Annotated in this window: 24 protein-coding genes, 1 tRNA gene and 1 pseudogene; 17 read left to right on the forward strand and 9 right to left on the reverse strand. The window is 39.6% G+C overall.

Features of this window, described 5'->3' with window-relative positions:
- A pseudogene (locus HC176_RS20015) lies at window positions 1-104 on the forward strand (ISAon1 family transposase); the annotation flags it as partial.
- A gap of 84 nt (window positions 105-188) precedes the next feature.
- Here HC176_RS20015 and HC176_RS13435 read toward each other — a convergent pair.
- Window positions 189-263, reverse strand: a tRNA-Pro gene (locus tag HC176_RS13435).
- Between the two features lie 156 nt (window positions 264-419).
- Between HC176_RS13435 and HC176_RS13440 the strand changes: the two genes are divergently transcribed.
- Genes HC176_RS13440 through scpA form a run of 8 tightly spaced genes read left to right on the forward strand, consistent with a single transcriptional unit; the run spans window position 420 to window position 9,541 of the window.
- Entirely contained in the window at window positions 420-2,711 is a 2,292-nt protein-coding gene (locus HC176_RS13440) for a TonB-dependent receptor domain-containing protein (protein ID WP_167919131.1), read from the forward strand.
- A 28-nt stretch (window positions 2,712-2,739) separates the two neighbouring features.
- Window positions 2,740-3,864: a PQQ-dependent sugar dehydrogenase gene (locus HC176_RS13445; RefSeq protein WP_167919133.1), complete on the forward strand. Its 1,125-nt coding sequence runs from the start codon at window positions 2,740-2,742 to the stop codon at window positions 3,862-3,864.
- A gap of 59 nt (window positions 3,865-3,923) precedes the next feature.
- Window positions 3,924-4,340 (forward strand): c-type cytochrome, encoded by a 417-nt coding sequence (locus tag HC176_RS13450; RefSeq protein WP_167919134.1) that lies wholly within the window; start codon window positions 3,924-3,926, stop codon window positions 4,338-4,340.
- Window positions 4,341-4,397: 57 nt separating this feature from the next.
- A complete protein-coding gene (udk, locus tag HC176_RS13455) occupies window positions 4,398-5,003 on the forward strand; it encodes a uridine kinase (protein WP_167919136.1) in 606 nt (201 codons plus the stop codon).
- Between the two features lie 2 nt (window positions 5,004-5,005).
- On the forward strand, window positions 5,006-5,329 hold the full coding sequence (locus HC176_RS13460; RefSeq protein WP_167919138.1) for an FtsB family cell division protein: 324 nt from the start codon (window positions 5,006-5,008) through the stop codon (window positions 5,327-5,329).
- Window positions 5,322-6,692, forward strand: coding sequence for a methylmalonyl-CoA mutase subunit beta (locus HC176_RS13465; protein WP_167919139.1), 1,371 nt, complete (start codon window positions 5,322-5,324; stop codon window positions 6,690-6,692). Before HC176_RS13460 ends, HC176_RS13465 begins: the two co-directional genes overlap by 8 nt.
- Before the next feature lie 2 nt (window positions 6,693-6,694).
- On the forward strand, window positions 6,695-7,375 hold the full coding sequence (locus tag HC176_RS13470; RefSeq protein WP_167919141.1) for a hypothetical protein: 681 nt from the start codon (window positions 6,695-6,697) through the stop codon (window positions 7,373-7,375).
- A gap of 3 nt (window positions 7,376-7,378) precedes the next feature.
- Window positions 7,379-9,541: a methylmalonyl-CoA mutase gene (scpA, locus tag HC176_RS13475; protein WP_167919143.1), complete on the forward strand. Its 2,163-nt coding sequence runs from the start codon at window positions 7,379-7,381 to the stop codon at window positions 9,539-9,541.
- Between the two features lie 23 nt (window positions 9,542-9,564).
- Here the strand turns inward: scpA and HC176_RS13480 are convergent, their stop codons facing one another.
- Entirely contained in the window at window positions 9,565-10,911 is a 1,347-nt protein-coding gene (locus tag HC176_RS13480; protein ID WP_167919145.1) for a T9SS type A sorting domain-containing protein, read from the reverse strand.
- Window positions 10,912-11,095: 184 nt separating this feature from the next.
- Here HC176_RS13480 and HC176_RS13485 point away from each other — a divergent pair, with 184 nt between their 5' ends.
- From HC176_RS13485 to HC176_RS13520, 8 genes are all read left to right on the forward strand, one after another.
- Window positions 11,096-11,860, forward strand: coding sequence for a ParA family protein (locus HC176_RS13485; RefSeq protein ID WP_167919147.1), 765 nt, complete (start codon window positions 11,096-11,098; stop codon window positions 11,858-11,860).
- A 3-nt stretch (window positions 11,861-11,863) separates the two neighbouring features.
- On the forward strand, window positions 11,864-12,778 hold the full coding sequence (locus HC176_RS13490; RefSeq protein WP_167919149.1) for a ParB/RepB/Spo0J family partition protein: 915 nt from the start codon (window positions 11,864-11,866) through the stop codon (window positions 12,776-12,778).
- Window positions 12,768-13,385 carry a DUF5683 domain-containing protein gene (locus HC176_RS13495; protein WP_167919230.1) on the forward strand — a complete coding sequence of 206 codons (618 nt, stop codon included), beginning with the start codon at window positions 12,768-12,770 and terminating at the stop codon, window positions 13,383-13,385. The genes HC176_RS13490 and HC176_RS13495 overlap by 11 nt, the downstream gene beginning before the upstream one ends.
- A gap of 31 nt (window positions 13,386-13,416) precedes the next feature.
- Window positions 13,417-14,118 (forward strand): 4-hydroxy-tetrahydrodipicolinate reductase, encoded by a 702-nt coding sequence (gene dapB, locus HC176_RS13500; protein WP_167919150.1) that lies wholly within the window; start codon window positions 13,417-13,419, stop codon window positions 14,116-14,118.
- Window positions 14,119-14,138: 20 nt separating this feature from the next.
- Entirely contained in the window at window positions 14,139-14,495 is a 357-nt protein-coding gene (locus tag HC176_RS13505; RefSeq protein WP_167919152.1) for a four helix bundle protein, read from the forward strand.
- A gap of 35 nt (window positions 14,496-14,530) precedes the next feature.
- Window positions 14,531-16,105 carry a signal peptidase I gene (gene lepB / locus HC176_RS13510; RefSeq protein ID WP_167919154.1) on the forward strand — a complete coding sequence of 525 codons (1,575 nt, stop codon included), beginning with the start codon at window positions 14,531-14,533 and terminating at the stop codon, window positions 16,103-16,105.
- Window positions 16,106-16,233: 128 nt separating this feature from the next.
- Window positions 16,234-16,857, forward strand: coding sequence for a WbqC family protein (locus tag HC176_RS13515; RefSeq protein ID WP_167919156.1), 624 nt, complete (start codon window positions 16,234-16,236; stop codon window positions 16,855-16,857).
- Entirely contained in the window at window positions 16,857-17,165 is a 309-nt protein-coding gene (locus HC176_RS13520; protein WP_167919157.1) for a DUF6122 family protein, read from the forward strand. The genes HC176_RS13515 and HC176_RS13520 overlap by 1 nt, the downstream gene beginning before the upstream one ends.
- 35 nt (window positions 17,166-17,200) lie before the next feature.
- Here HC176_RS13520 and HC176_RS13525 read toward each other — a convergent pair whose 3' ends face one another.
- The 7 genes from HC176_RS13525 to HC176_RS13555 all read right to left on the reverse strand — a co-directional run bounded on the left by HC176_RS13525 (window position 17,201) and on the right by HC176_RS13555 (window position 23,813).
- Window positions 17,201-18,223 (reverse strand): endonuclease/exonuclease/phosphatase family protein, encoded by a 1,023-nt coding sequence (locus HC176_RS13525; protein WP_167919159.1) that lies wholly within the window; start codon window positions 18,221-18,223, stop codon window positions 17,201-17,203.
- Between the two features lie 60 nt (window positions 18,224-18,283).
- Window positions 18,284-19,135, reverse strand: a complete 852-nt coding sequence (locus HC176_RS13530; protein WP_167919161.1) for a rhomboid family intramembrane serine protease — start codon at window positions 19,133-19,135, stop codon at window positions 18,284-18,286.
- On the reverse strand, window positions 19,135-19,884 hold the full coding sequence (locus HC176_RS13535; protein ID WP_167919163.1) for a rhomboid family intramembrane serine protease: 750 nt from the start codon (window positions 19,882-19,884) through the stop codon (window positions 19,135-19,137). Before HC176_RS13535 ends, HC176_RS13530 begins: the two co-directional genes overlap by 1 nt.
- Window positions 19,885-19,935: 51 nt before the next feature.
- The gene (gene mutL / locus HC176_RS13540; RefSeq protein WP_167919165.1) at window positions 19,936-21,807 is read right to left on the reverse strand and encodes a DNA mismatch repair endonuclease MutL; all 1,872 of its coding nucleotides are present in this window, start codon (window positions 21,805-21,807) and stop codon (window positions 19,936-19,938) included.
- A 4-nt stretch (window positions 21,808-21,811) separates the two neighbouring features.
- Complete coding sequence (locus HC176_RS13545; protein ID WP_167919167.1) at window positions 21,812-22,096, reverse strand: riboflavin synthase subunit beta; 285 nt, start codon at window positions 22,094-22,096, stop codon at window positions 21,812-21,814.
- Window positions 22,097-22,544: 448 nt separating this feature from the next.
- Entirely contained in the window at window positions 22,545-23,030 is a 486-nt protein-coding gene (gene ribH / locus HC176_RS13550) for a 6,7-dimethyl-8-ribityllumazine synthase (protein WP_167919169.1), read from the reverse strand.
- Window positions 23,031-23,036: 6 nt separating this feature from the next.
- Window positions 23,037-23,813, reverse strand: coding sequence for a tetratricopeptide repeat protein (locus tag HC176_RS13555; RefSeq protein ID WP_167919171.1), 777 nt, complete (start codon window positions 23,811-23,813; stop codon window positions 23,037-23,039).

The following is a 23,813-nucleotide window of genomic DNA, read 5'->3' on the forward strand; positions in this document are numbered from 1 at the left end:
CAGCGGAATCCTTTAATGCCAAAATTAAAGCGTTTAGAATGCAACTTAGAGGTGTAAGAAATAAAGAGTTCTTCCTGTTCAGATTAACTCAAGTTTATGCTTAGTCCCCAACTTTTGTACTTGATCCCATAAAACCTTGTAAATCAAAGCATTTACAAGGTTTTAGTTTCTATTGGTATTAATTTTTGTCGGGGTGGCAGGATTCGAACCTGCGACCTCCGCGTCCCAAACGCGGCGCGATAACCGGGCTACGCTACACCCCGAATAAATGAACTCCGTAGTTTATCTCGAGTAATTCGAGAAGCTACATATCAAATAATTTTTCCGTAGCGGGCTGCAAATATACTGCTTTTATTTATTTTGCAAATCATTTTTAATAAAATATTTATTACTGATTTTAGTTTAGCAAGAACCAAAATATGCACAACATCAAGCACCACATAACATTTTTAATTTTTGTTTTCACTTCTTGGGTCGCTTTCGGGCAAACCCAATCCAGAGGCATCATAAAGAATGACGAAACCAAAACTCCAATACCAGATGTTCTTATTCTGAATACAACAACTACCGACACCCTATTTTCAGATAATAAGGGTTACTTCCCTATAAAATCAAAAGGGGTTTATGTTTTTAAGAAAGAAGGGGCTTTAACAAAAACAGTGTCTATCAATGAGGTTGAACACATCGTTATCCTTCTATCCCCTAACCCCTCTCAACTTAATGAGGTTACCATCATAGCCAACACAAATCAAACTGAAGCTACTAATACCATTAACATTATTTCAAAAGAAACCATAGACCAAACCCAAAACGTCAATTTCAATCAAGCTTTTAATTTGATTCCTGGTGTTTTTATGCAAAGTGGAGCGCTTAACACCAACAGAATCACCATCCGCGGCATTGGCTCCAGGAATTTATTCGGAACTGCAAAAATAAGGGCTTACTTTAAGGATATCCCTCTTACCAATGGCAGCGGCGAAACCAATATTGAGGATTTTGAACTAGCTTCAATTTCTAACATGCAAATCGTAAAAGGCCCTACTTCCTCAATTTATGGCGCTGGTTTGGGAGGCACCATCATTATTAATCCCGAAAAACTTTCACAAAACCACTCAGAAGCTAACTCCGAATTAATCGTAGGGTCATTCAATCTAGCAAAAAACACCAACAAAATTGGTTTGGGACTCAAGAACAATAGTTTTAATCTGGTACATAGTCAAACTGAAAGCGATGGCTTTAGGGAAAATAACCATTACAATAGGCAAACGTTCACCTTAAATTCCAATCACGCTATAAACCCCAATAACAACTTGAGTTTTCTGGGAAGTTATGTAGATTTAAAAGCGTTTATTCCCAGTTCGATTAACGAAAGTAACTTTTTGAACAACCCGAAAATGGCCGACCAAAACTGGCATGCCGCCAAAGGTTTGGAAGATTCCAAAAGAGGTGTTTTTGGTTTGTCTTGGCAGCACCTTTTCAACCAGAACACGCAATTACATTCCAGCGTATTTCTTTCATTTAGGGATGCTTACGAACCCAGACCTTTTAACATTTTAAAAGATGAAACTTTAGCCTACGGACTGAGAACCCGGTTGGAAAGTCGCACTAAAATTTTTAATAAACATATTGAATACACCATTGGCGGCGAATGGTTTAAAGACCGTTATAATTACAAAACCTTCGAAAACCGATACCGAGATTTTCCAGATGGTACTGGTAGCGTGGAAGGCAACAATCTGTCGCATTTTGAAGAAAACAGGCTTTATTACAATCTCTTTTTTGAAACACAAATTGAAGTCTCTAAAAAAACCACTTTGTCAGCCGGAGCAAACCTTAATCAAACCGAATACAACTTAACAGACTATTTCCCAATATCAGAAAACAATCCCGACCAATCGGGTGCATTCAAATTTAAAACCATTCTTTCTCCTAAATTCGGAATTAACCACCAAACTTCAAAAAATATTAATCTGTTCGGCAACATTAGTCACGGGTTTTCGCCAATCACATTAAACGAGACTTTACTGCCAAACGGACAAATCAACCCCAATATCAAGCCCGAAACCGGATGGAATTTTGAAATCGGGGCACGAGGTTCAGCCTTAAACCAAAAACTAAGTTACAACATATCGGTATTCAGCATGCACATAAAAAATCTTTTGGTTTCAAGACGAACCGCAGAAGACCAATTTATTGGTATAAACGCCGGAAAAACAAGACACAACGGGCTAGAAACTAACATCAATTACACCATCAAACAAACCAAAATAAGCGCACTACAAGTCTTTTCGAATGTCACTTGGAATCGATTTAAGTTTAAGGAATTCATTGATGGTGACAACAATTATTCTGGAAACGACTTAACGGGCGTACCATCTCACGTATTTAATTTGGGGCTAAGGTTAACCTCTGAAAATGGGTTTTACGGAAACATTCATTTTCAGCATATTGGAGAAATCCCCATTACCGACAGCAATAGCCTCTATTCGAATGGCTACAGCCTCGCCCGATTTAAAACAGGTTTAAAAACAAATCTTAATAAAAAGCTAAAATTAAACTTGTTCTTTGGTCTAAACAATATCTTTGATACAGCCTACGCCTCACAAATATTAATTAACGCATCGAGTTTTGGAGGCAATGCCCCTAGATATTATTATCCGGGAAATCCTATTAATTTTTATTCCGGAATTCATTTAAATTACTTATTTTAAAGTCAATTGAAAAAACACAACTGGAAAAATGAAACACATCCATTCTCTTATAGCACTTGTATTTATAACTGTTTCTGCATGCGCACAACAACAGGAATCTGAAGTAAAAGCACAGGAACCACAAAATTTAAATTACACCACCGAGCTTATAGTACCAGATTTGTACATTCCTTGGGGCATTACCTTTCTTCCAGACGGCAGCATGCTCATCACAGAAAAAACGGGTGAAATCATTCATTTTAAAGATGGCATTAAAACCAATATTGAAAACGCACCCGAGGTGTACGTTCGAGGGCAAGGCGGATTACTGGATATAAAAGCCCATCCCAATTACGAGGATAATGGGTGGATTTACATCACCTACAGCTCTAAGGAAGGTGAAGGCGACGGCGGAAACACTGCTTTGATGCGAGCTAAATTAAGCGACAATGCATTAGTTGAAAAACAATTGCTTTATAAAGCCACTCCCAACACCAAAAAAGGTCAACATTGGGGTTCGCGCATTGCTTTTGACGATGAAGGCTACCTTTACTTTTCAGTGGGAGACCGCGGCAGTCGAGATGAAAATCCGCAAGACATCACTCGCGATGGCGGAAAAATTTACCGTCTGCACGACGATGGCAGCATTCCCGAAGACAATCCGTTTGTAAACGATTCTGAAGCAAAAACAGCAATTTTCAGCTATGGCCACCGTAACCCCCAAGGCATGGTTAAAAACCCGTTTACCGGAAACATTTGGGTAAACGAGCACGGCCCAAAAGGCGGTGACGAAATCAACATCATTGAAAAAGGCAAGAATTACGGTTGGCCCGTCATTTCTTATGGCATTAATTACAGCGGCACCAAGTTTACCGATATCACAAAAAAAGAAGGCATGGAACAACCTCTGTTTTACTGGGTGCCTTCTATCGCACCGAGTGGAATGGCCATTGTATCCTCAGATAAATATCCCGATTGGAAAGGCAACGTTTTGGTGGGCGCCTTAAAATTTGAATACTTGGAGCGTTTGGTGATTGAAGACAATAAAGTAACGAAACGCGAAAAGTTGTTTGAAGGCATTGGCCGACTGCGAAACGTTATCCAAGCACCCGATGGTTTTATTTATATAGCCGTTGAAGGAAAGGGTATTTTAAAAATCGTTCAAAAAAACTAAGGTTCTCAACAAACAACATTTTATTTAATCGTAACATTGTTTAAAAACATTTCAATCGTATGAAAATCATTATTATGTCCCTTGCAACCGTACTAACTAACCTATTTTTACTACCGAACACCAATCAATACACCCAAACTTCGCCGTTAGAGGAAAGCATAGAACGCGGCGCAGAAATTTATAAAGATTTTTGTGTTTCGTGCCATCTACCAACCGGCGAGGGCATTAGAAAAACATATCCGCCTCTGGCAAAATCCAACTACCTCATGAATAACAGAACCGCCAGTATTAAAGCCATTAAGTACGGCCAAAAAGGCGAAATTGTGGTAAACGGACAAAAATATAATGGCTTTATGGCACCTATGGGATTGGAAAATGACGAGGTAGCCGATGTCATGAATTATATCACCAACAGTTGGGGCAACAAAAACGAGAAGATGGTTACTGAAGAAGAAGTCTCAAAAGTGAAAAAATAGAGCGGCAAACACGCTAAAGATTTTTCGTTTAACTAACTTTGCATAAAGCTATAAATCATGCTCATAATCGGAATCGCAGGCGGTACAGGCTGCGGAAAAACGACCGTGGTCAATCAAATTTTAAATGAATTGCCAGAAGGCGAAGTAGGCATTCTTTCCCAAGATTCCTACTACAAAGACACCTCGCATTTAAGTTTCGCCGAGCGTGTTAAAATTAATTTCGACCACCCACGCTCAATCGATTTTGAGTTGTTGACGACGCATTTACAGGAACTAAAAAACGGCAAAGCCATCCACCAACCGGTGTATTCCTTTGTAAAACACAACCGAACGGGCGACACCATTTTAACGCATCCGCGAAAAGTGATGATCGTTGAGGGTATTTTGGTATTGTCGAACCCCGAATTAAGAGACATGTTCGACATTAAAGTTTTTGTGCACGCCGATACCGACGAACGATTGATCCGAAGGCTGAAACGTGACATTTCGGAACGTGGTCGCGATTTAGAAGAAGTTTTAAACCGTTACCAAACCACCCTAAAGCCCATGCACAATCAGTTTATCGAGCCCATGAAGGAGTTTGCAGACATCATAATCCCCAACAACAAATACAACACGGTTGCCATTGATATTGTGAGAACCATTATCACCCAAAAACTGTAAACATGAAACTAAAAAACAACAAATACCTAAAACCTTTTAAAAATATATTCCTGCTTATTTCGGTAGTATTTGTGGTTTGGATGCTTTTTTTCGACGCCAATTCTTGGTTGATTCACCACGAACTGAACAGCGAGATTGAAGATTTGGAAGACGAAAAGGAATATTATAGAAAGGAAATTGAGAAAGACAAAGCCGACTTAAAAAAATTGAGTACCGAAGAAGGCATGGAAAAGTTCGCTCGTGAAGAATATTACATGAAACGCGAGAACGAAGAAATATTTATTATTGAATACGAAGATAGCTTAAAAACCGAAAACGATGACTAAATCGCTATTCAGCGAATTTAACGACGTTTCTGCCAAACAATGGAAACAAAAAATACAGTTCGATTTACAAGGAGCCGATTACAACCAGCTCATTTGGAAATCGAATGAGGGTATTGATGTTAAGCCATTTTACCATGCCGATGATTTTGAGGCGCTTCCCAAAATAACAGATACAAAAGCTTCGAATTGGAACATATGCCAATCTATTTTCGTTGCCCACGTTGAAAAATCGAATACCGCGGCTATTAACGCCATCCAACGGGGTGCCGATAGTATTCAATTTGTACTTCCTTCAATAGACATTTCAGTTGAAGAACTTCTAAATAACATTGATGTAACTACGGTATCCGTTCATTTCAAGCCTCTTTTTCTATCAGAAGAATTTGTTAAAAAAACATTGCAGTTTTCAAAAAACATTCACATCGAAACCGATGTTATTAGGCATTTGGCCAAAACCGGAAACTGGTATAAATCGCTAAATCACGATTTTAAGCAATTCGAAAGCATTGTTAAAAACACACAATCGTTTTCAGTAGATATGTCGCTTTATCAAAACGCTGGCGCCAATATAGTGCAGCAACTGGCCTATGGTTTGGCGCATGCCAACGAATATTTAAACCAACTCCATCAAAAGGATTTTTCTGAAAATGAATTTTGGAAAGAGATTGAGATAAAATTCAATATTTCCATAGGCACAAATTACTTTTTTGAAATTGCCAAACTCCGTGCCTTGCGCAAACTTTGGCAAACCTTGGCCGTAGAATATAACGCCAACCCCAATTGCCGCATTTTTGCTGTGCCAAGCAAACGCAACAAAACACTTTACGACAACCACAATAATATGCTGCGCACCACCACCGAATGCATGAGTGCCATTTTGGGCGGTGCCAACACTATATGCAATGTGCCTTTCGATTCAATGTTTAAAAAAACCAATATATTTAGCGAGCGCATTGCCAGAAATCAACTGCTTATTTTAAGACACGAAAGCTATTTTAATGTGGTAGACAACCCGGCAGATGGGAGTTATTACATTGAAACGATTACCGACCAATTAGCCGAAAAAGCATTGGTTCTTTTTAAGGATATTGAAAGCCAAGGCGGGTTTTTAAAACAATTAAAAAATGGTACCATACAAAAGAAAATAAAACAAAGTGCCACTAAAGAACAAGAACAATTCAATAATAAAGAAGTCATTTTAGTGGGCACGAACAAACAGCAAAACCCTGATGACAGGATGAAAAGCGAATTAGAGCTTTATCCTTTTGTAAAAACCAAGCCCAGAAAAACATTGATTGAACCCATTATAGAAAAACGTTTAGCCGAATCTGTAGAACAAAATCGATTAAAAAAAGAACAATAAAAATGAACTTAAAAATTACTTTAATCACTATTTTATCTATCATTACGTTAAACAGTTGTAAAAAAGAACAAACCTTTAACGACTACAAGTATTCTGACAAGCCCGCTGTGATTAACTGCGACGGCGTTAATTCAAAACTATTAAACGAAGCGGTATACGCCTTCGAAAACGACATTTTAAATTACCAGAAGCAGAGCAACCCCAACGCCTCGTTGGTTCGTGCCTATTCGCAAACCATTCGGTCGTCTGTATACTCAAAATTAAAGTTTGACAAAATTGTTTCAGAGCATACCTATAAAGTATTCCAAGCATTAAAAAACGAAAACGACCTTTGGGATGCCAACAACACCAAAAGCCATTTAAACTACAACGGAAAAACCATGGCCTGCATTGCTAGCCATATAAAAAATGAAGCCTTAAAAACCACGATGAATGCGCTTCTATCTACCAATACCATGTCTCCAAAGCTTTTTGGAACACCACTCACTTCGAAGTACAGCTCGGCCATGAGCGATAAATATTTGGCGCTTTACATTGCGCTCGATTTATTTTACGCCAAAATGTTCGATTTCGATTTTTCAAACGTCAACTTCAGTCAATCTGCTGCAGAAGAAAAAGTCGATTTCAACAAAATACCAACATCCGCACCTGTAGACCCACATGCTGGGCATAACCACAATTAGAATTTGCGAAAGAACCTTCAACATATCAAATTAAAGTCAGAATCCGGAAGCCGAAAACCGGAAACCTCAACCGTTCAAACCGCTGAAGGGATTGAGATAAAATCGGTATATTCAAAAAAAGACGTTGAGGGGTTAGAGCATTTAAACTTTGCAGCGGGCATTCCGCCGTTCCTTCGGGGGCCATACAGCACTATGTATGCTGGCCGACCGTGGACTATAAGGCAATATGCTGGGTTTTCAACGGCTGAAGAAAGCAACGCTTTTTACCGTCGAAACTTAGAAAGCGGACAAAAAGGGCTATCCGTAGCCTTCGATTTGGCCACCCATCGTGGATACGACAGCGACCACGAACGGGTAATTGGAGATGTGGGTAAAGCCGGTGTAGCCATCGATACGGTTGAAGACATGAAAATACTCTTTAACCAAATTCCGTTAGATAAAATGAGCGTTTCCATGACCATGAATGGCGCTGTTTTGCCAATAATGGCTTTTTATATTGTGGCTGCGGAAGAACAAGGTGTTAAGCCTGCAGATTTAACTGGTACCATCCAAAACGATATCCTGAAGGAGTTTATGGTTCGGAACACTTACATTTATCCGCCATCGCCCTCAATGAAAATCATCTCCGATATTTTCGAGTACACCAGCAAGCACATGCCCAAATTCAATAGCATCAGCATTTCAGGCTACCACATGCAAGAAGCAGGCGCCACCTGCGATATCGAATTGGCCTACACCTTGGCTGATGGCTTGGAATACATAAAAACAGGACTAAAAGCTGGATTAAACATCGATGATTTTGCGCCGCGACTGTCCTTTTTTTGGGGCGTTGGCATGAATCATTTTATGGAAATTGCCAAAATGCGGGCCGCACGCATGCTTTGGGCTAAATTGGTAAAACCATTCCATCCTAAAAATGAAAAATCGCTGTCGTTGCGTACCCATTGCCAAACATCTGGTTGGAGTTTAACCGAGCAAGACCCTTTCAATAACGTGGCCCGGACCACCATAGAAGCTGCAGCCGCTGTTTTTGGAGGTACACAAAGTTTGCACACCAATGCGCTGGATGAAGCCATTGCGCTGCCCACCGATTTCTCAGCTCGAATTGCGCGAAACACTCAACTTTTTTTACAAAAGGAAACCCAAGTCACCAAAACCGTTGATCCTTGGGCCGGCAGTTATTACGTTGAAAAACTAACGCATGATATTGCCGAAAAGGCTTGGAAGCTGATTAAAGAAATTGAGGAACTTGGCGGTATGACCAAAGCCATTGAAGCCGGAATTCCCAAATTGCGCATTGAAGAAGCCGCCGCCCGAAAACAGGCCAGAATCGATTCTGGCAAAGATATTATTGTTGGCGTAAACCAATACGAACCAGACAGCGAAGCCCCTATCTCAATTTTGGAAGTGGACAACCAAACCGTTCGCTCCCAACAAATCGAACAACTAAACCAAATTAAATCCACGCGAAACCCGAAAAAAGTTAAAGAAGCCTTATTGAATTTGACTGAAGCCGCTAAATTTTCCATAAATTCGGGAGAACGCAAAACTAAAGATGCCCACTTTCGTGGAAACTCCAATCTATTAGCTTTAGCGGTGGAAGCCGCTAGAGAGCGGGCTACACTTGGAGAAATCAGTATGGCTTTGGAAACCGTATTTGGTAGGCACCAAGCACAAATAAAATCATTTTCAGGCGTGTACAGCAAAGAGATAAAAGACGACAACAGTTTTAAAAAGGCACAGCAAATGGCCGATGCCTTTGCCGAACAAGAAGGCCGGCGCCCCCGTATCATGATTGCCAAAATGGGACAGGACGGCCACGACCGCGGGGCAAAAGTAGTCGCCACTGGGTATGCCGATGTGGGCTTTGATGTCGATATTGCTCCGTTGTTCCAAACCCCAAAGGAAGTCGCCAAACAAGCCGTTGAAAACGATGTGCATATTTTGGGAATTTCGTCGCAAGCAGCTGGACACAAAACTCTCGTTCCGCAAGTGATTAAAGAATTAAAAACTTACGGACGAGAGGATATTTTAGTTATTGTTGGCGGGGTGATTCCAAAGCGCGACTACCAATTTTTATTTGATACCGGAGTAGTTGCTGTATTTGGTCCAGGCACAAAAATAAGTGATGCCGCCGTGCAAGTTTTGGAAATTTTAATGGATTAAGAATATTCAATTAAAACCGCTCCTTATTTTACCACTATTTTTTCGCTATACCCTTCACTGGTTACGAATAGATATACTCCTTTACCAATATTTCCGATATTAATCTTGGAACCATTCAAACTTCCATTGTTATGGTTACCGAACAAAACCACTCCTCCCGTAAGGTTGTAAAGTTTCCAATCGAAAGAAATTGCTTCCGAATTTATATTAATAATATCGGTTGTTGGGTTTGGATGTATCTTTATTTGTTGCGTAAAATCCCTTTTTGCTACTTTTAATGTGCCGGTATTTGTCGTGTATAAAATATACCTGAACATAGCGTAAAACTGCCCATCAATATCAAAAAAGCTTTTCCCCATAAAAGGGCCGCCCCCAACTATACCTGAGACATCACCATGCTTAAAAAGCACATTCTCTGTATTAGAATACAAATACCTTGGCGAGTCCTCAAAACCGGGGAAATAATAAGTAACGATAACATCATTATTTGTCGCATAAATATTTGATATTAAATTTGTTTCGCCTTCAACATTTCCCAATTCGCCCGCATTGGTTTTCACCCAAGTAGCGCCTTCATCTTCAGAAACATAAACATCGGTTGTATTGGCATCGGTGCTCCCCGCGCCATAAAACAATTTATCTCGATTATTCGACACTAAAAAACCGCCTTCAAAATTATTCGGCAGACCTGATTTTGAAATGGGTTGCCACGTTTCTCCAAAATCGGTTGATTTCGTTATTTTTTCATTTTGGTTGTTTACATAACCCTGATTTAGTGCATACCACGTATTTCCGATAGAGGTAAAAGCGGTGTGAATATTATAGTAGTCATTCTGGTAAGTCTTCAAGGTTTTCCAAACCCCATCACCAATTTTTTTATAATAGGCAAAATTAGAAGCGCTCGTATTGTAAGCTACAATATAGTCTTCACTTAATTTAGCCAACACAAAGGCATCTTTATACTCCGGATCGGTTGAAGCCGTATATTTACCCGGCAAACCATCGCTATCCAAAACCCATGTACTGCCGTTGTCGGTTGAATAATAGTATTTATAACCTAAGTTTGAATTTACAGCAGCGTACATTCTATCTTTTACTCCCAAAAACTGAACAACTTGTTCTTTGTTAGATGTGTTAGTGAATATAGGCGAAGGAGAACTCCACGTGTTGCCTTTATCTGTTGAAAATATGAAATTATTATAGTACTGTACGCCATCATTTCCTGATGCAAAAATCGTTTCATTTAGATAGCCGTAAACAATAGCACTTTTAAATATTTCTTCTGGATTATCGGGCAATGTGGAAGTCCATTTTTGAGCATTTAAATTTGCGGCTAAAACAAGAATAATCAGGGTGATTTTCAATTTCATGGCGGTTTATTTTAAATATTAATAAAAAGCAAATCTATATTACACCCTAAAACAAAGGAATACGTAAAACATCGTATTTTTCAAAAAACGCCGATAAAAAACCAAACTTCTTTCTATTAACATTTTCCATTTTTATTCCTAATAAATAATCGTATTTTTGCTCTTCATCAAACCTAAATAATGAATGGGTAAAATCATTGCAATTGCTAATCAAAAAGGAGGAGTAGGCAAAACCACTACTTCGGTAAATTTGGCGGCCTCACTCGGTGTTCTCGAAAAAAAAGTATTACTTATTGATGCCGATCCTCAGGCAAATGCAACCTCAGGAATAGGTGTAGATGTAGAGACTGTTGAAATAGGAACGTACCAACTTTTAGAGCATTCCAACATTGCCAAGGAGGCCATTATTACAACGGAAACGCCTAATTTGGACATTATTCCGGCCCACATCGATTTGGTTGCTATTGAAATTGAACTCGTTGATAAAGACCAACGGGAATACATGCTTAAAAAGGCACTGCAACCCATAAAGGACGACTACGATTACATTTTAATTGACTGTGCGCCATCATTGGGATTGTTGACCCTAAATGCACTTACGGCTTCCAACTCTGTAATCATCCCCATTCAATGCGAATATTTTGCTTTGGAAGGTTTAGGCAAATTATTAAATACGATAAAAAGCGTTCAAAAAATACACAACTCTGAATTGGATATTGAAGGCTTACTATTAACCATGTACGATTCGCGCTTACGCCTATCTAACCAAGTGGTTGAAGAAGTTCAGAAACATTTTAACGATATGGTGTTCCAAACCATCATTCAACGAAATGTACGCTTAAGTGAGGCGCCTAGCTATGGCGAAAGTATTATCAATTACGACGCAAGCAGTAAAGGAGCCGATAATTATTTAAGTTTGGCAAAAGAAATCATCAATAAAAACTCCTAAATTATGGCTAAGGCAACTAAGAAACAGGCTTTGGGTAGAGGTTTGTCGGCGCTATTAAAAGACCCGAATAACGAAATACAATCGGCGCAAGACACTAACGCCGACAAAGTTATTGGCAATATAGTTGAGTTGGATTTAGATTTTATTGAAGTAAACCCCTTCCAGCCACGAACCAATTTTAGCGAGGAATCGCTTCGCGAATTAGCTTCATCGGTAAAGGAGCTCGGTATTATCCAGCCCATCACCGTTAGAAAAGTGGGCATGAACAAATACCAATTGGTTTCTGGAGAACGCCGTTTTAGAGCTTCAAAATTATTGGGTCTGGAAACCATTCCGGCTTATGTTAGAATTGCGAACGATCAGGAATCGTTGGAAATGGCTTTGGTGGAAAACATCCAACGCCAAGATTTAGACCCTATTGAAATCGCTTTGTCATATCAAAGATTAATTGACGAAATCAACCTAACGCAAGAGCAAATGAGTGAACGCGTGGGCAAAAAACGCTCTACCATCACCAATTATTTGCGTTTGTTGAAATTGGACCCCATCATCCAAACTGGAATGCGTGACGGCTTTATTTCCATGGGCCACGGCCGTGCCTTAATCGCTGTTGAAGACCAAGGCGTTCAATTGGATATTTACGAAAAAATACTTTCGAACAAACTTTCGGTGCGCGAAACCGAAAATTTAATTCGAACTTACAACAATTCAGAAGAAATTGAAATCCCTGCCAAAAAAGCAGAAAAGGAAGAAATGCCAAAATTTGTTAAAAAAGGCATAGCGGCATTTTCTGAATACTTCGGGCATAAAATTGACGTTAAAGTCTCTAAGAACGGTAAAGGCAAAATAACCATTCCGTTCCATTCAGAAGAAGATTTTAACCGTATAAAAAAACTCGTTCAAGGTGATTCCAAATAAATTCCTGTGGGCAGGAACATTTGCTTTTTTATGGAGCCTTTCACTACTGGCACAAGATACGCTTCCTGAACAGGAAGCTTTGCCCGAGCCCCTAGTTGCTGTCGATTCTATTTCGAAACCAGGCGTAGTCATCAATCCCCTAGCTCCTGCAAAAGCCGCATTTTTATCGGCGATTTTACCTGGTTTGGGACAAGCATACAACAAAAAATATTGGAAAATCCCCATTGTTTACGGTGCTATTGGTACGGGTGTGTATTTTTACATTAACAACAACAAAGAATACAACCGCTACCGCGATGCCTATAAAAGCCGATTGGCGGGTTTTGAAACCGACGAATTTTATTTTGACGGACAAGGCAATAAGCTCACCTCCCCCAGAATCAGCACCGATAGGCTCGAAGATGCCCAAAAATTTTACCGAAGAAACAAGGAAATTTCTTTACTGGTTACTCTCGGGCTCTATGCCCTAAATATAATCGATGCTAATGTTGATGCGCATTTAATGCAATATAATGTCGATGAAAACTTATCTTTGGCACCGCATTACCGATTTAACGAAATAGACGCCACCAGTAATTTGGGGCTCACTTTAAACTTTAAATTTTAACTCGAAAGGAGTTTAAAACAGACTACAGAATATGAAAATAGCATTACTAGGATACGGAAAAATGGGAAAAACCATTGAGCAAATTGCCCTAAACCGTGGGCACGAAGTGGTTTTAACCGTTGATAAAGATGACCATGATTACGATATTACCCAAGCCGATGTAGCCATCGATTTTAGTATTCCCACAGTGGCTTTCAACAATATTTCAAACTGCTTGAAAAATGGTGTTCCTGTGGTTTCTGGCACTACCGGCTGGTTGGACAAATACAACGATGCCGTAGCACTTTGCAAAGAAAAAAACGGAGCATTTATCTATGCCTCAAACTACAGTTTGGGTGTAAACATCTTTTTTGAGATGAACAAAACGTTGGCCAAAATGATGAGCGCCTTGAAACAGTACAACGTTTCAATGGAGGAAATTCATCACACTCAAAAACTGGACGCTCCTAGCGGAACGGCGATTTCTTTAGCTGAGGATATCATTTCAAACAATGCTAATTTTAACGAATGGAAATTGGATGAAAACGGCGAAGCAATCATCCCCATAACAGCCAAACGTATAGCCGAAGTACCGGGCACGCACACCGTAAAATACGATAGCGAGGTAGATAGCATCACCATCGAGCATGTAGCGCATACCAGACAAGGTTTTGCCTTAGGCGCGGTTATCGCAGCCGAATGGTTAGCCGACAAAACGGGTGTTTTCACCATGAACGATGTGCTTGGCCTATAATTATTAATGATAAATTAATAATGACGAATGACCTAAAATCGAGAACAAAAAAGTTCGCCCACGATTGTGTTAAATTAGCCATATCGTTACCAAACACTTTCCTTGGCAATCACATTAAAGGTCAGTTGATAAGATGCAGCACTTCTGTTGCGGCAAACTATAGAGCTACTTGTCTTGCTCAATCAAAAAGAAGCTTTATCTCCAAAATAAGCATTGTAATAGAAGAAGTAGATGAAAGTTACTTTTGGATTGAGTTTCTCGTTGATGAACAAATAATATCAAGAGAAAACTGTAAATCTTTGTTAAATGAAGCAAATCAATTAACAAGAATTTTCATTTCATCCAGAAAAACTGCAAATTTGAATTCAAAAAATTAATCAATTGTCATTGAACAATTATCAATAATAAAATTATGACGTGGTCTCAGTGGTTTATTTTCATTTTAATCATTCAAGTGATTCATGGTTTAGGCACTTGGAAATTATATATTAAAGCCGGCCGACAAGCCTGGGAAGCTTTTGTTCCCGTTTACAATGCGGTAGTTTTAATGAAAATTATTAACCGCCCTTGGTGGTGGATTTTTCTATTGTTTTTGCCCATTGTTAACCTGATTATGTTTCCGGTTATTTGGGTGGAGACTGCCAGAAGTTTTGGAAAAAACACCTATTTAGACACCTTTTTAGCGGTTATTACATTAGGCTTTTACAATTATTATTTGAATTATGCGGCCGATGTTACCCACGTAAAAGACCGTAGCCTACAACCCAAATCGGGTTCTGGCGAGTGGACCAGCTCCATCCTTTTTGCCATTGTGGCGGCGACGATTGTGCATACGTATTTTATTCAGCCGTTTACCATTCCGTCGTCCTCTTTGGAAAAATCATTGTTGGTGGGCGACTTCCTTTTTGTGAGCAAGTTTCATTACGGTGCCCGAGTGCCCATGACTACCATTGCTGCACCTATGGTACATGATACCATTCCGAAACTGGGAACAAAATCTTATTTATTCGACGACCACAAAGGCAGCAATTCATGGAAAAACAAACTACAACTGCCCTATTTGAGGCTACCAGGATTTGAAGATATTGAGCGTAACGACATTGTGGTTTTCAACCAACCCGCCGATACGCTTTTGGATATGAACGATTTTCATCCCGACCGTAATTACTACAAACCTATCGACAAAAAAACCAATTTGGTGAAGCGTTGTGTGGGGGTTGCTGGCGACACTTTGGAAATCCGCGATGGTTATGTTTACATCAACGGAAAACAAAATGAATTACCAGACCGGGCACATTTGCAGTTTAGCTATTTCGTTCAACCTAAGACAAACCAATTCAACCCTAAATTTATTAAGGAACGTTATGATATTACAGATGGCTTTGGAATTATAAACAATCAAAACACTTATTACTTTTCAGCTATTTCTGATGAAGCATTGGCAAAATTCAAAAACCATCCTAATGTGGTGAGCATCACGCCAAACATAAAAGAAAAAGGCGTTCGCGACCCGAATATTTTTCCGCACCACCCCGATTATAATTGGAATGTAGACCAGTTTGGCCCACTGTACATTCCAGAGGAAGGTAAAACCATAAATATCAACCTCAACAATTTACCGCTTTACAAACGGGCGATTACCGAATACGAAGGCAATACGCTACAAGTAAAAGGCAACCAAATTTTGATTAATGGCAAAGTAACCGACCAATACACTTTTAAACAAAATTACTATTGGATGATGGGCGACAACCGCCACAACTCTATCGATGCCAGGGCTTGGGGCTTTGTCCCGTTTAATCACGTAGTTGGAAAACCCGTGTTCATTTGGATGAGTTGGGATGGTGCTAGTCCGCGTTGGGAGCGTTTCTTTACTACCGTTAGCGGCGAAGGCAAAGCCACTTCTTATCTCATTCCGTTTTTAATTTTATTAGCGGGATGGATTGGATTTAGCAAGTGGAGAAAACATAAAAAGGCAAATAGTTAATCGGCTTTCCGTACATATTAAAAAACTATACTTTGCGTCTTTCGCACCTCTGCGAGAGGATAAAAATATTCTCGCAAAGGCGCTAAGGCGCAAAGGTTTTCTATTGTTGAAACGCTATAGATAAATTTATGAATATTCTTCTTCACCCTACATATTTTCCAAACATAGCCCATTTTGTCGCTATGGCAAAGGCACGTGAGGTGACTTTTGAAATGGAAGATAATTTCGTAAAGCAGACCTACCGCAACCGCGCCTATATTTACGGTGCCAACGGGAAATTGGCGCTAAATATTCCTGTGGTGCATTCCCAAAAAAACCGTCAGAAATACAAAGACGTCAAGATTTTTAACGCTGAAAACTGGCAAAGCCAACATTGGAAATCTCTTCTTTCGGCCTACCGTACATCGCCGTTTTTTGAGTTTTACGAAGACGAACTCCAACCTTTATTTACCGAAAAAGCCGAGTTTATTTTAGACTTCAATTTAAAATGTTTTGAAACCATTTGCGATTGTTTGCAGTTGGATGTAAATATTGAAAAAACCGATACTTTTGAAAAGGAAGTTACCGATAAAACCGATGCCCGAATTTTGGTGAACGCCAAAAAAGAAATACCCAAAAACTTTGAGCATTACACCCAAGTTTTTGGCGACAAACACGGTTTTATTCAAAACCTAAGCATTCTGGATTTACTATTCAACGAAGGACCGAATGCCTTAAATTATTTAGAATCCCAGAATCTAAATCTGAAGTAATGCTTCAAAGTTTTGCCCATTACGGTTGTCATTTTTTATTGCCTTTAGTCGTGGCTCTCATTTGGTACAAACCCCAATGGAAGATGGCTTTTTTAATCATGGTTTCAGGAATTCTTATTGATTTAGACCATCTTTTGGCAATCCCTATTTTCGACCCCAATCGATGCAGCATCAACTTTCATCCGTTGCATACATATTATGCTATGATAGTTTATTTGGCTTTACTATTTCCGAAGAAAACGCGACTTATTGGGTTAGGCTTGGTTATTCATATAATCGCAGATGTAGTGGATTGCTCGTTTATGTAATTTCCTCTCGTAAAGTCTCTAAGGCGCAAAATAAATTATTCCAAACTTAAAGTCGTACGAATGGGGTAATGATCGGAGAAATGCTGATCGTAGGTTTTAAAACCATTTACGGCGAAAGCTTCATCGGTTAAAATAAAATCAATCCGAACCGGGAAAAACTTAAAGTCATAGGTACGTCCAAAACCATTTCCAGCTTCCTTAAACGCATCGTTTAAATCGCCTTTAATCTGTCGATACACATACGAAAACGCCGTGTTATTAAAATCGCCGCAAATCACCATTTTATAAGGGCACTGTGCTTTATGCTCCAAAAACAATTCGGCTTGCGATTGTTGCATCTTAAACGAGGTGCTCACGCGGTTTAACAATCGTTCGGAATCTTCTTTTTGCAGACTTTCGGCATTCGTATTGATGCGCAACGACTCCAAATGGATATTGTACACCCTTATGGTATCTTTACCATTAACCACATCGGCAAAAATGGCATTGTTTGCTGTATTGGGAAATTCAATGGAACCCGAATTGACAATGGGGAATTTCGAAAAAATGGCTTGTCCGTACTTGGCCTTATTTCCGGAAAGTTTTTCAAATTTATGATTGAAGAACGATAAATCGATATTTTTATGCGGATGGTATTCCTGTAAACACAGCACATCGGGCGCTTCTTTTTTAATGAAATCGGTTATTTTGGTCTCCACTCCTTTTTCGGGAATCCACTCGTAAAGGTTAAACAACCTCACATTATAGTTCATCACCCTAAAGTTGTTGGGGTGTTCAATCTTTTTGGAAGCCGAAAATTTGTACAGCGAACCAAAGGAAAAATAACCAATAACGAGTACCGTGAGCGATAGCAAAAACTGCTTTTTAATTTTAACCAACCAATACAAAAAAAACAGTACGTTGAGAATAATCAACAACGACACCCCTAAATTGACCACCGCTAAAATGGCGAAGGTTTTTGGAGGTAAAAACGGTAAAACAAAAGAGAATAGCAAGAGCAAAGCGACCAGCACATTTACCCAATAAATGATTTTATTTAAGAAACTGAGTTTGCCCATATTTTGCTAACCACCTATTTGCAATCCACCTAAATTTGATAGTTTATTGTAAAGCATCCGTTACTTCTTCCCCGCCCTAAACAAAAATTCCTTTTCCTCGGCAGTTAAACTGTCGTATCCACTTTTACTTATTTTATCAAGAATAACATCGATTTTCTTTTGGTTGTTAAACTCATTAAAATCCGATTTAGTATATCCGCCCACTTTACTTTTGTTTTTATGAACGGTTTTTAGCGGCACTTTCTTTGAAGGCTTAAACCAGCTAGACACGGTATCCATAATACGCTCAAAACCCTTGCCGATATCTTGGCCTTTCAATAGTTGTTTGGCATAAAAGTAGCCCAAAAGTGCACCACCTAAATGCGCCAGATTTCCTCCAGAATTGGCTCCGAACAACCCTAGCAAATCGAGCACAACAATAGCCGCGCCGATGTACCACAGTTTTAAATTGAAGGTAAAAAAGCGAATCTCTTGATTGGGCATATAAGCACAAAGAAAAATAAGCAGTGCCCTAACAGCCGCCGATGCCCCCACCAAAGTAGAGTAACTTCCAAAAAAACTAGGCAACAACGTATAACCCAACATAAAGAGCAATCCGCCACAAATAGCTCCTAAAAAATAAACATTCAGTGCCATTTTAGGGCTGAATAAATTAAGAAACATCTGCCCTAAGAAATACAACCACAACATGTTGAAAAGCAAGTGCCAAATATCAAAATGTAAAAACGCATATGTCACAATACTCCATGGCTGCAGTAGAGCATCACCAAAATCACTTGGCAATTTAAACCAGTGCATGACGCTTTTCAGTAATAAGCCCAACACAAATATTACCACGTTTATGGCAATAATTTTTTCCAACACATTCAGGTTGGAAAACTTGTATTTTATGTTTTGCAAAAAACTATTCATCAATACCAACGGTTTTGGTTAAACTGATTCTTTTTCCAATACCACATAATGAAAAACCCGGTTAACGCACCACCAACGTGTGCCATGTACGCCGTATTACTGGGACTGAAAAATGACTGACCAGTAAGCCCTGAAATCAAATCTAAAATAATAATTCCGGGGATGAAATACTTCGCTTTAATGGGAACCGGTAAAAATATCAACATTAATCTAGCCTCTGGGTTCATCATTCCAAAAGCAGCCATAACGCCCATAATACAACCCGATGCCCCTACCATAGAAGCGTTGAAAGCAGGAAAAATATCTTTCAGCATTTCTACCTGAGTAGTTGACGTCCCTGCCATTACTTTATTAGTGGTAAGCATTTGTTTGATGTTTTCTGGAGACAGCCCTGTTTCCAATAGTGCACTATAATTGGGTATGTACTCAAAATAATAGTATCCCAGTTGCAACAAAACCGCCCCCAAGCCGGCCGAGATGTATAAAAATAAAAAACGTCTAGAGCCCAACACCTGCTCCACAGGCGTACCAAACATCCAAAGAGCAAACATATTAAAGAAAATATGCATAAACCCACCGTGCATAAACATGTGGGTTAAAATTTGCCAAGGCTGAAAGGCATCATTTTTCGGAAAATATAAAGCGAACCATTCGTAAAACAAAGTACCGTTACCAATGGCCAGAGTTCCCACAAACATAATCACGTTAATGATGATTAAATGTTTAACGGTTTCTGAAACTTGCATCATAATTTAAAATATTCTTTTCCTTTTGAAAAGTTATGCTTTCCAAAGGTATTATCACATAAATTTTTTATCCAACTCGTCAACGCTCATAGTAATAAACGCTGTTCGGTTAGCGGGCGACATATTGGGTTCTTTACAGGCAAAAAGTTTATTTACCAAATATTCCTGTTCGTCGCTCTTTAAAGTCTGCCCCGTTTTTATGGCCAAACTCTTCGCCATAGATTTTGCCATGAGGTCGGTAGCCGAAAAATGGCTGTCGGGCACTTCGTTCTCCACATCGCTAATAAGCTGTTCCAACACAATAGACACCTCACTTTCGGGCACGCCAACGGGAACCCCGGTTATTTCTACTTCGCCATCATCGACTTTTGAAAACACAAACCCGGTGTGTTCCAAATCACTTTTTAGTTGCCTAACCACCTCGATATCCTGAGATGAAAAGTGCAACTGCAACGGAAACAGCAATTGCTGACTGGTGGCCTCCTTAATGGTGATGTTTTTTAAAAACTCTTCGTACAATATACGTTGGTGTGCACGCTGTTGGTCTATCAGCAACATGCCCGATTTTATGGTACTGACTATATATTTGTTGTGCAATTGATAAGTGGACGAACCTGTTTCAACGGGTTGGTCGCTCCCAAACATCGATGTTGTTTCTTCTTCACTTTCAAATTGCAATTCGCTAAAATCGGTTTCAGAATGCTCTTCGGAGTCGTTCCCCTTAGATTCCATTCCTACATACAAACTATCCCAATCATTGGGCGTTGGCTTGAATGATGCCGTTTGCCTCGTCGAGCTACCCGAAAATTTAGTCTCGGTTTTAAACGGGTTAAAATTACTATCAACCTCTATTTTTGGTGCTTTTGCCTGATTATTTTTATAGTTGTACGGTGTATCCAAACTGGGGTCGTGCTCAAAATCGATCACCGGCGCGATATTAAACTGACCCAAACTGTGCTTAACGGCCGAACGCAATAACGCATAAAGCGTATGCTCATCATCAAACTTAATTTCAGTTTTTGTAGGGTGGATATTTATATCGATGGTTTGCGGATCGACATCCAGATTTAAAAAGTAGCTGGCATGGGTACCGCTTTTTAATAAACCTTCAAAAGCCGAAGCAATGGCGTGGTTTAAATAAGCACTTTTTATAAATCGATTATTGACGAAAAAATACTGCTCGCCACGTGTTTTTTTGGCAAATTCGGGCTTGCCCACAAAACCCGAAATTTTAAGGACTTCGGTATCCTCATCAACGGGGACCAGCTTTTCGTTGGTTTTATTTCCGAAGATATTAACGATACGTTGGCGATAATTACTAACGGGCAAATTAAAGGATTCGCTGCCATTGTTGTACATGGCAAACGAAATACTGGGGTGTGCCAAGGCTACACGGTGGAATTCGTCGGTAACATGCCGCAACTCTACAGCATCCGATTTTAAAAAATTACGTCGCGCCGGAATATTAAAAAACAGGTTTTTCACCGAAACCGAAGTTCCCGTTGGCGTTACCACCACCTCTTGCGAAGCCACATCACTTCCCTCAATAACAAGGCAAGTTCCCACTTCATCATCGGGTTGTTTGGTTTTCAGTTCTACGTGCGCAATGGCGGCTATACTGGCCAAAGCTTCACCACGAAACCCTTTGGTGTGCAACTGAAACAAATCTTCGGCATTCCTGATTTTTGAGGTAGCGTGTCGCGAAAAACTCAATCGTGCATCGGTTGGGCTCATGCCCTTGCCGTTATCAATCACTTGCACGAGCGTTTTCCCGGCGTCTTTTATAATAAGTTTTATCGTGTCTGCACCAGCGTCAATAGCATTTTCTAAAAGTTCTTTCACTACTGAGGCCGGGCGTTGTACAACTTCTCCAGCGGCAATTTGGTTTGCAACATGGTCGGGTAAAAGCTGTATGATGTCTGCCATAAATTTATTTGGGTAAGAAAATAGATAAATCGAAATCGATGATGAACAAAAAAACCAAAATCAAAATCGCAACAATAATTAAAATGCGCCTGTTAGCTTGCCTGTCGGGGTTTTTGTAATCCTCCCAAGCATCGTTGAATTTTGCTTTAATCCCTTTGTTGGCACCAACCGTTTTTCGATATTCATCAAATTTATGTTTTATTTCATACGGGCTACCCTCGCCTTTATCGTCGTAATAGCGTGGCGTGTAGCTGAATTTTTTGTTTTTCCGAAGTTTTAAAAGTCCCATGATGCTTAGTTTTTGTATTACATGTATTTTTTCTCCAATAAATACATACAAATCAATAATAGTACCAAAACTAAAATTAGGATTTTAATGGACATGGCGCCCCTAACCTTGGTTTTTGTATTGCTTGCCCTTCGCCATTTCGAGGCAAAATCTCTAGTATCAGAATCGTTTTTAGCGTCGGAATTTGTTCCGTTTTCTTTTGAAAAACGAGGCTGATAATTAAAGGTTTTATGTTTGCGTTGTTTGAACAAAATTGAGCACGGCTTATCTTTCAAAATTACTTAAAAATGGGCAGAAAACCGGGATTGGACTGCTAAAAAATGTTAACAATTGGAGTAGGAAGGCCAAAGCTGTTCATCGCACGCACAGCAGCGAAGACGCAAAGGGTGTACTTGGACTTGGTTGTTTACTGAGAACTGCCTACTGAATACTGCGACTGAGACCGCAACTAACTATTCTTTCGTAGTTCGGCCATTTTAATAGCGGCAATAGCGGCTTCGGTGCCCTTATTGCCATGTTTACCACCAGAACGCTCTATAGATTGCTGAATGTTGTTATCGGTAAGCACACAGAAAATAACGGGCACATCGTTTAGCACATTCAAATCTTTAATGCCTTGGGTAACCCCTTCGCACACAAAATCGAAATGTTTGGTTTCCCCTTGAATTACGCTACCAATGGCAATAACGGCATCAACAAACTGCTCCTGCATTTTTTTGCTGCCGTAGATAAGCTCGAAACTGCCCGGCACATCCCAACGGATAATATCCTCATCGTCTACACCATTCTCCACCAATGCCTGGTAAGCACCTTCAAATAGGCCTTCGGTAATGGTATCGTTCCATTCTGAAACAACAATCCCAAACCGAAAACCTTTCGCATTTGGGATTGTGTTTTTATCGTATTCTGATAAATTTTTATTTGCCGTAGCCATAAAATGTTATTTGTTTGCCAACACTTGGGCTTTTCCTATAAACACTTCTACTTTTGAAGCTTCGGTAGAATTTGAATAATCGCCTTTTATTCTTTCGAAATATTTCAACGCTTTATCGGCCTGACCTAAATCTAAAGCAATGGTTCCTGCTTTATAAAGATACATTGGCGTTGTGTATTCGTTGTCGCGCATTTCGGCAGCTTGCTCGTAATAACCTAAAGCATCTTCTGGTTGGTTTAGTTGCACAAAAGCATCACCAATATTCCCTTTAGCCAATGGCGCTAAAATTTCGTCGTCGCTCTTAAAATCACTTAAATACTCCACTGCATTTTTATAATCCTTCAAACGTAAATAAGCCGTACCTGCATAATAAGTCGCTAAGTTTGCTGATGCGGTTCCGCTGTATTCCTCGATAATATCGAGCATACCGAATTTACCTTCACCACCGTTCAAAGCTAGGTTGTACAACGAATCTTTTGCTGTAGCAGCACCAGAAACCGCTTGATCAAAATACTTTTGCGCTTGGAACATATCGTTCATCGCATTGGCCTGCTTAGGTTTTGCAATAAATTCTTTATACCCTAAAGAGCCCAAAACCACTAAGGCCACTACGCCAATAATGATAAAAATATATTTTTGGTTTTTGGCTACAAAATCCTCGGTCTTCGATGCAGTTTCATCAAGCGTGTTAAAAACTTCAGCAGTTGTTGATCCTTCCTCAATGTTCTCTTCTTTCTCTACTTTTGTTTTTGGTTTGTAACCTTTCTTCTTGTAAGTTGCCAT

The organism is Tamlana crocina, assembly GCF_012037625.1.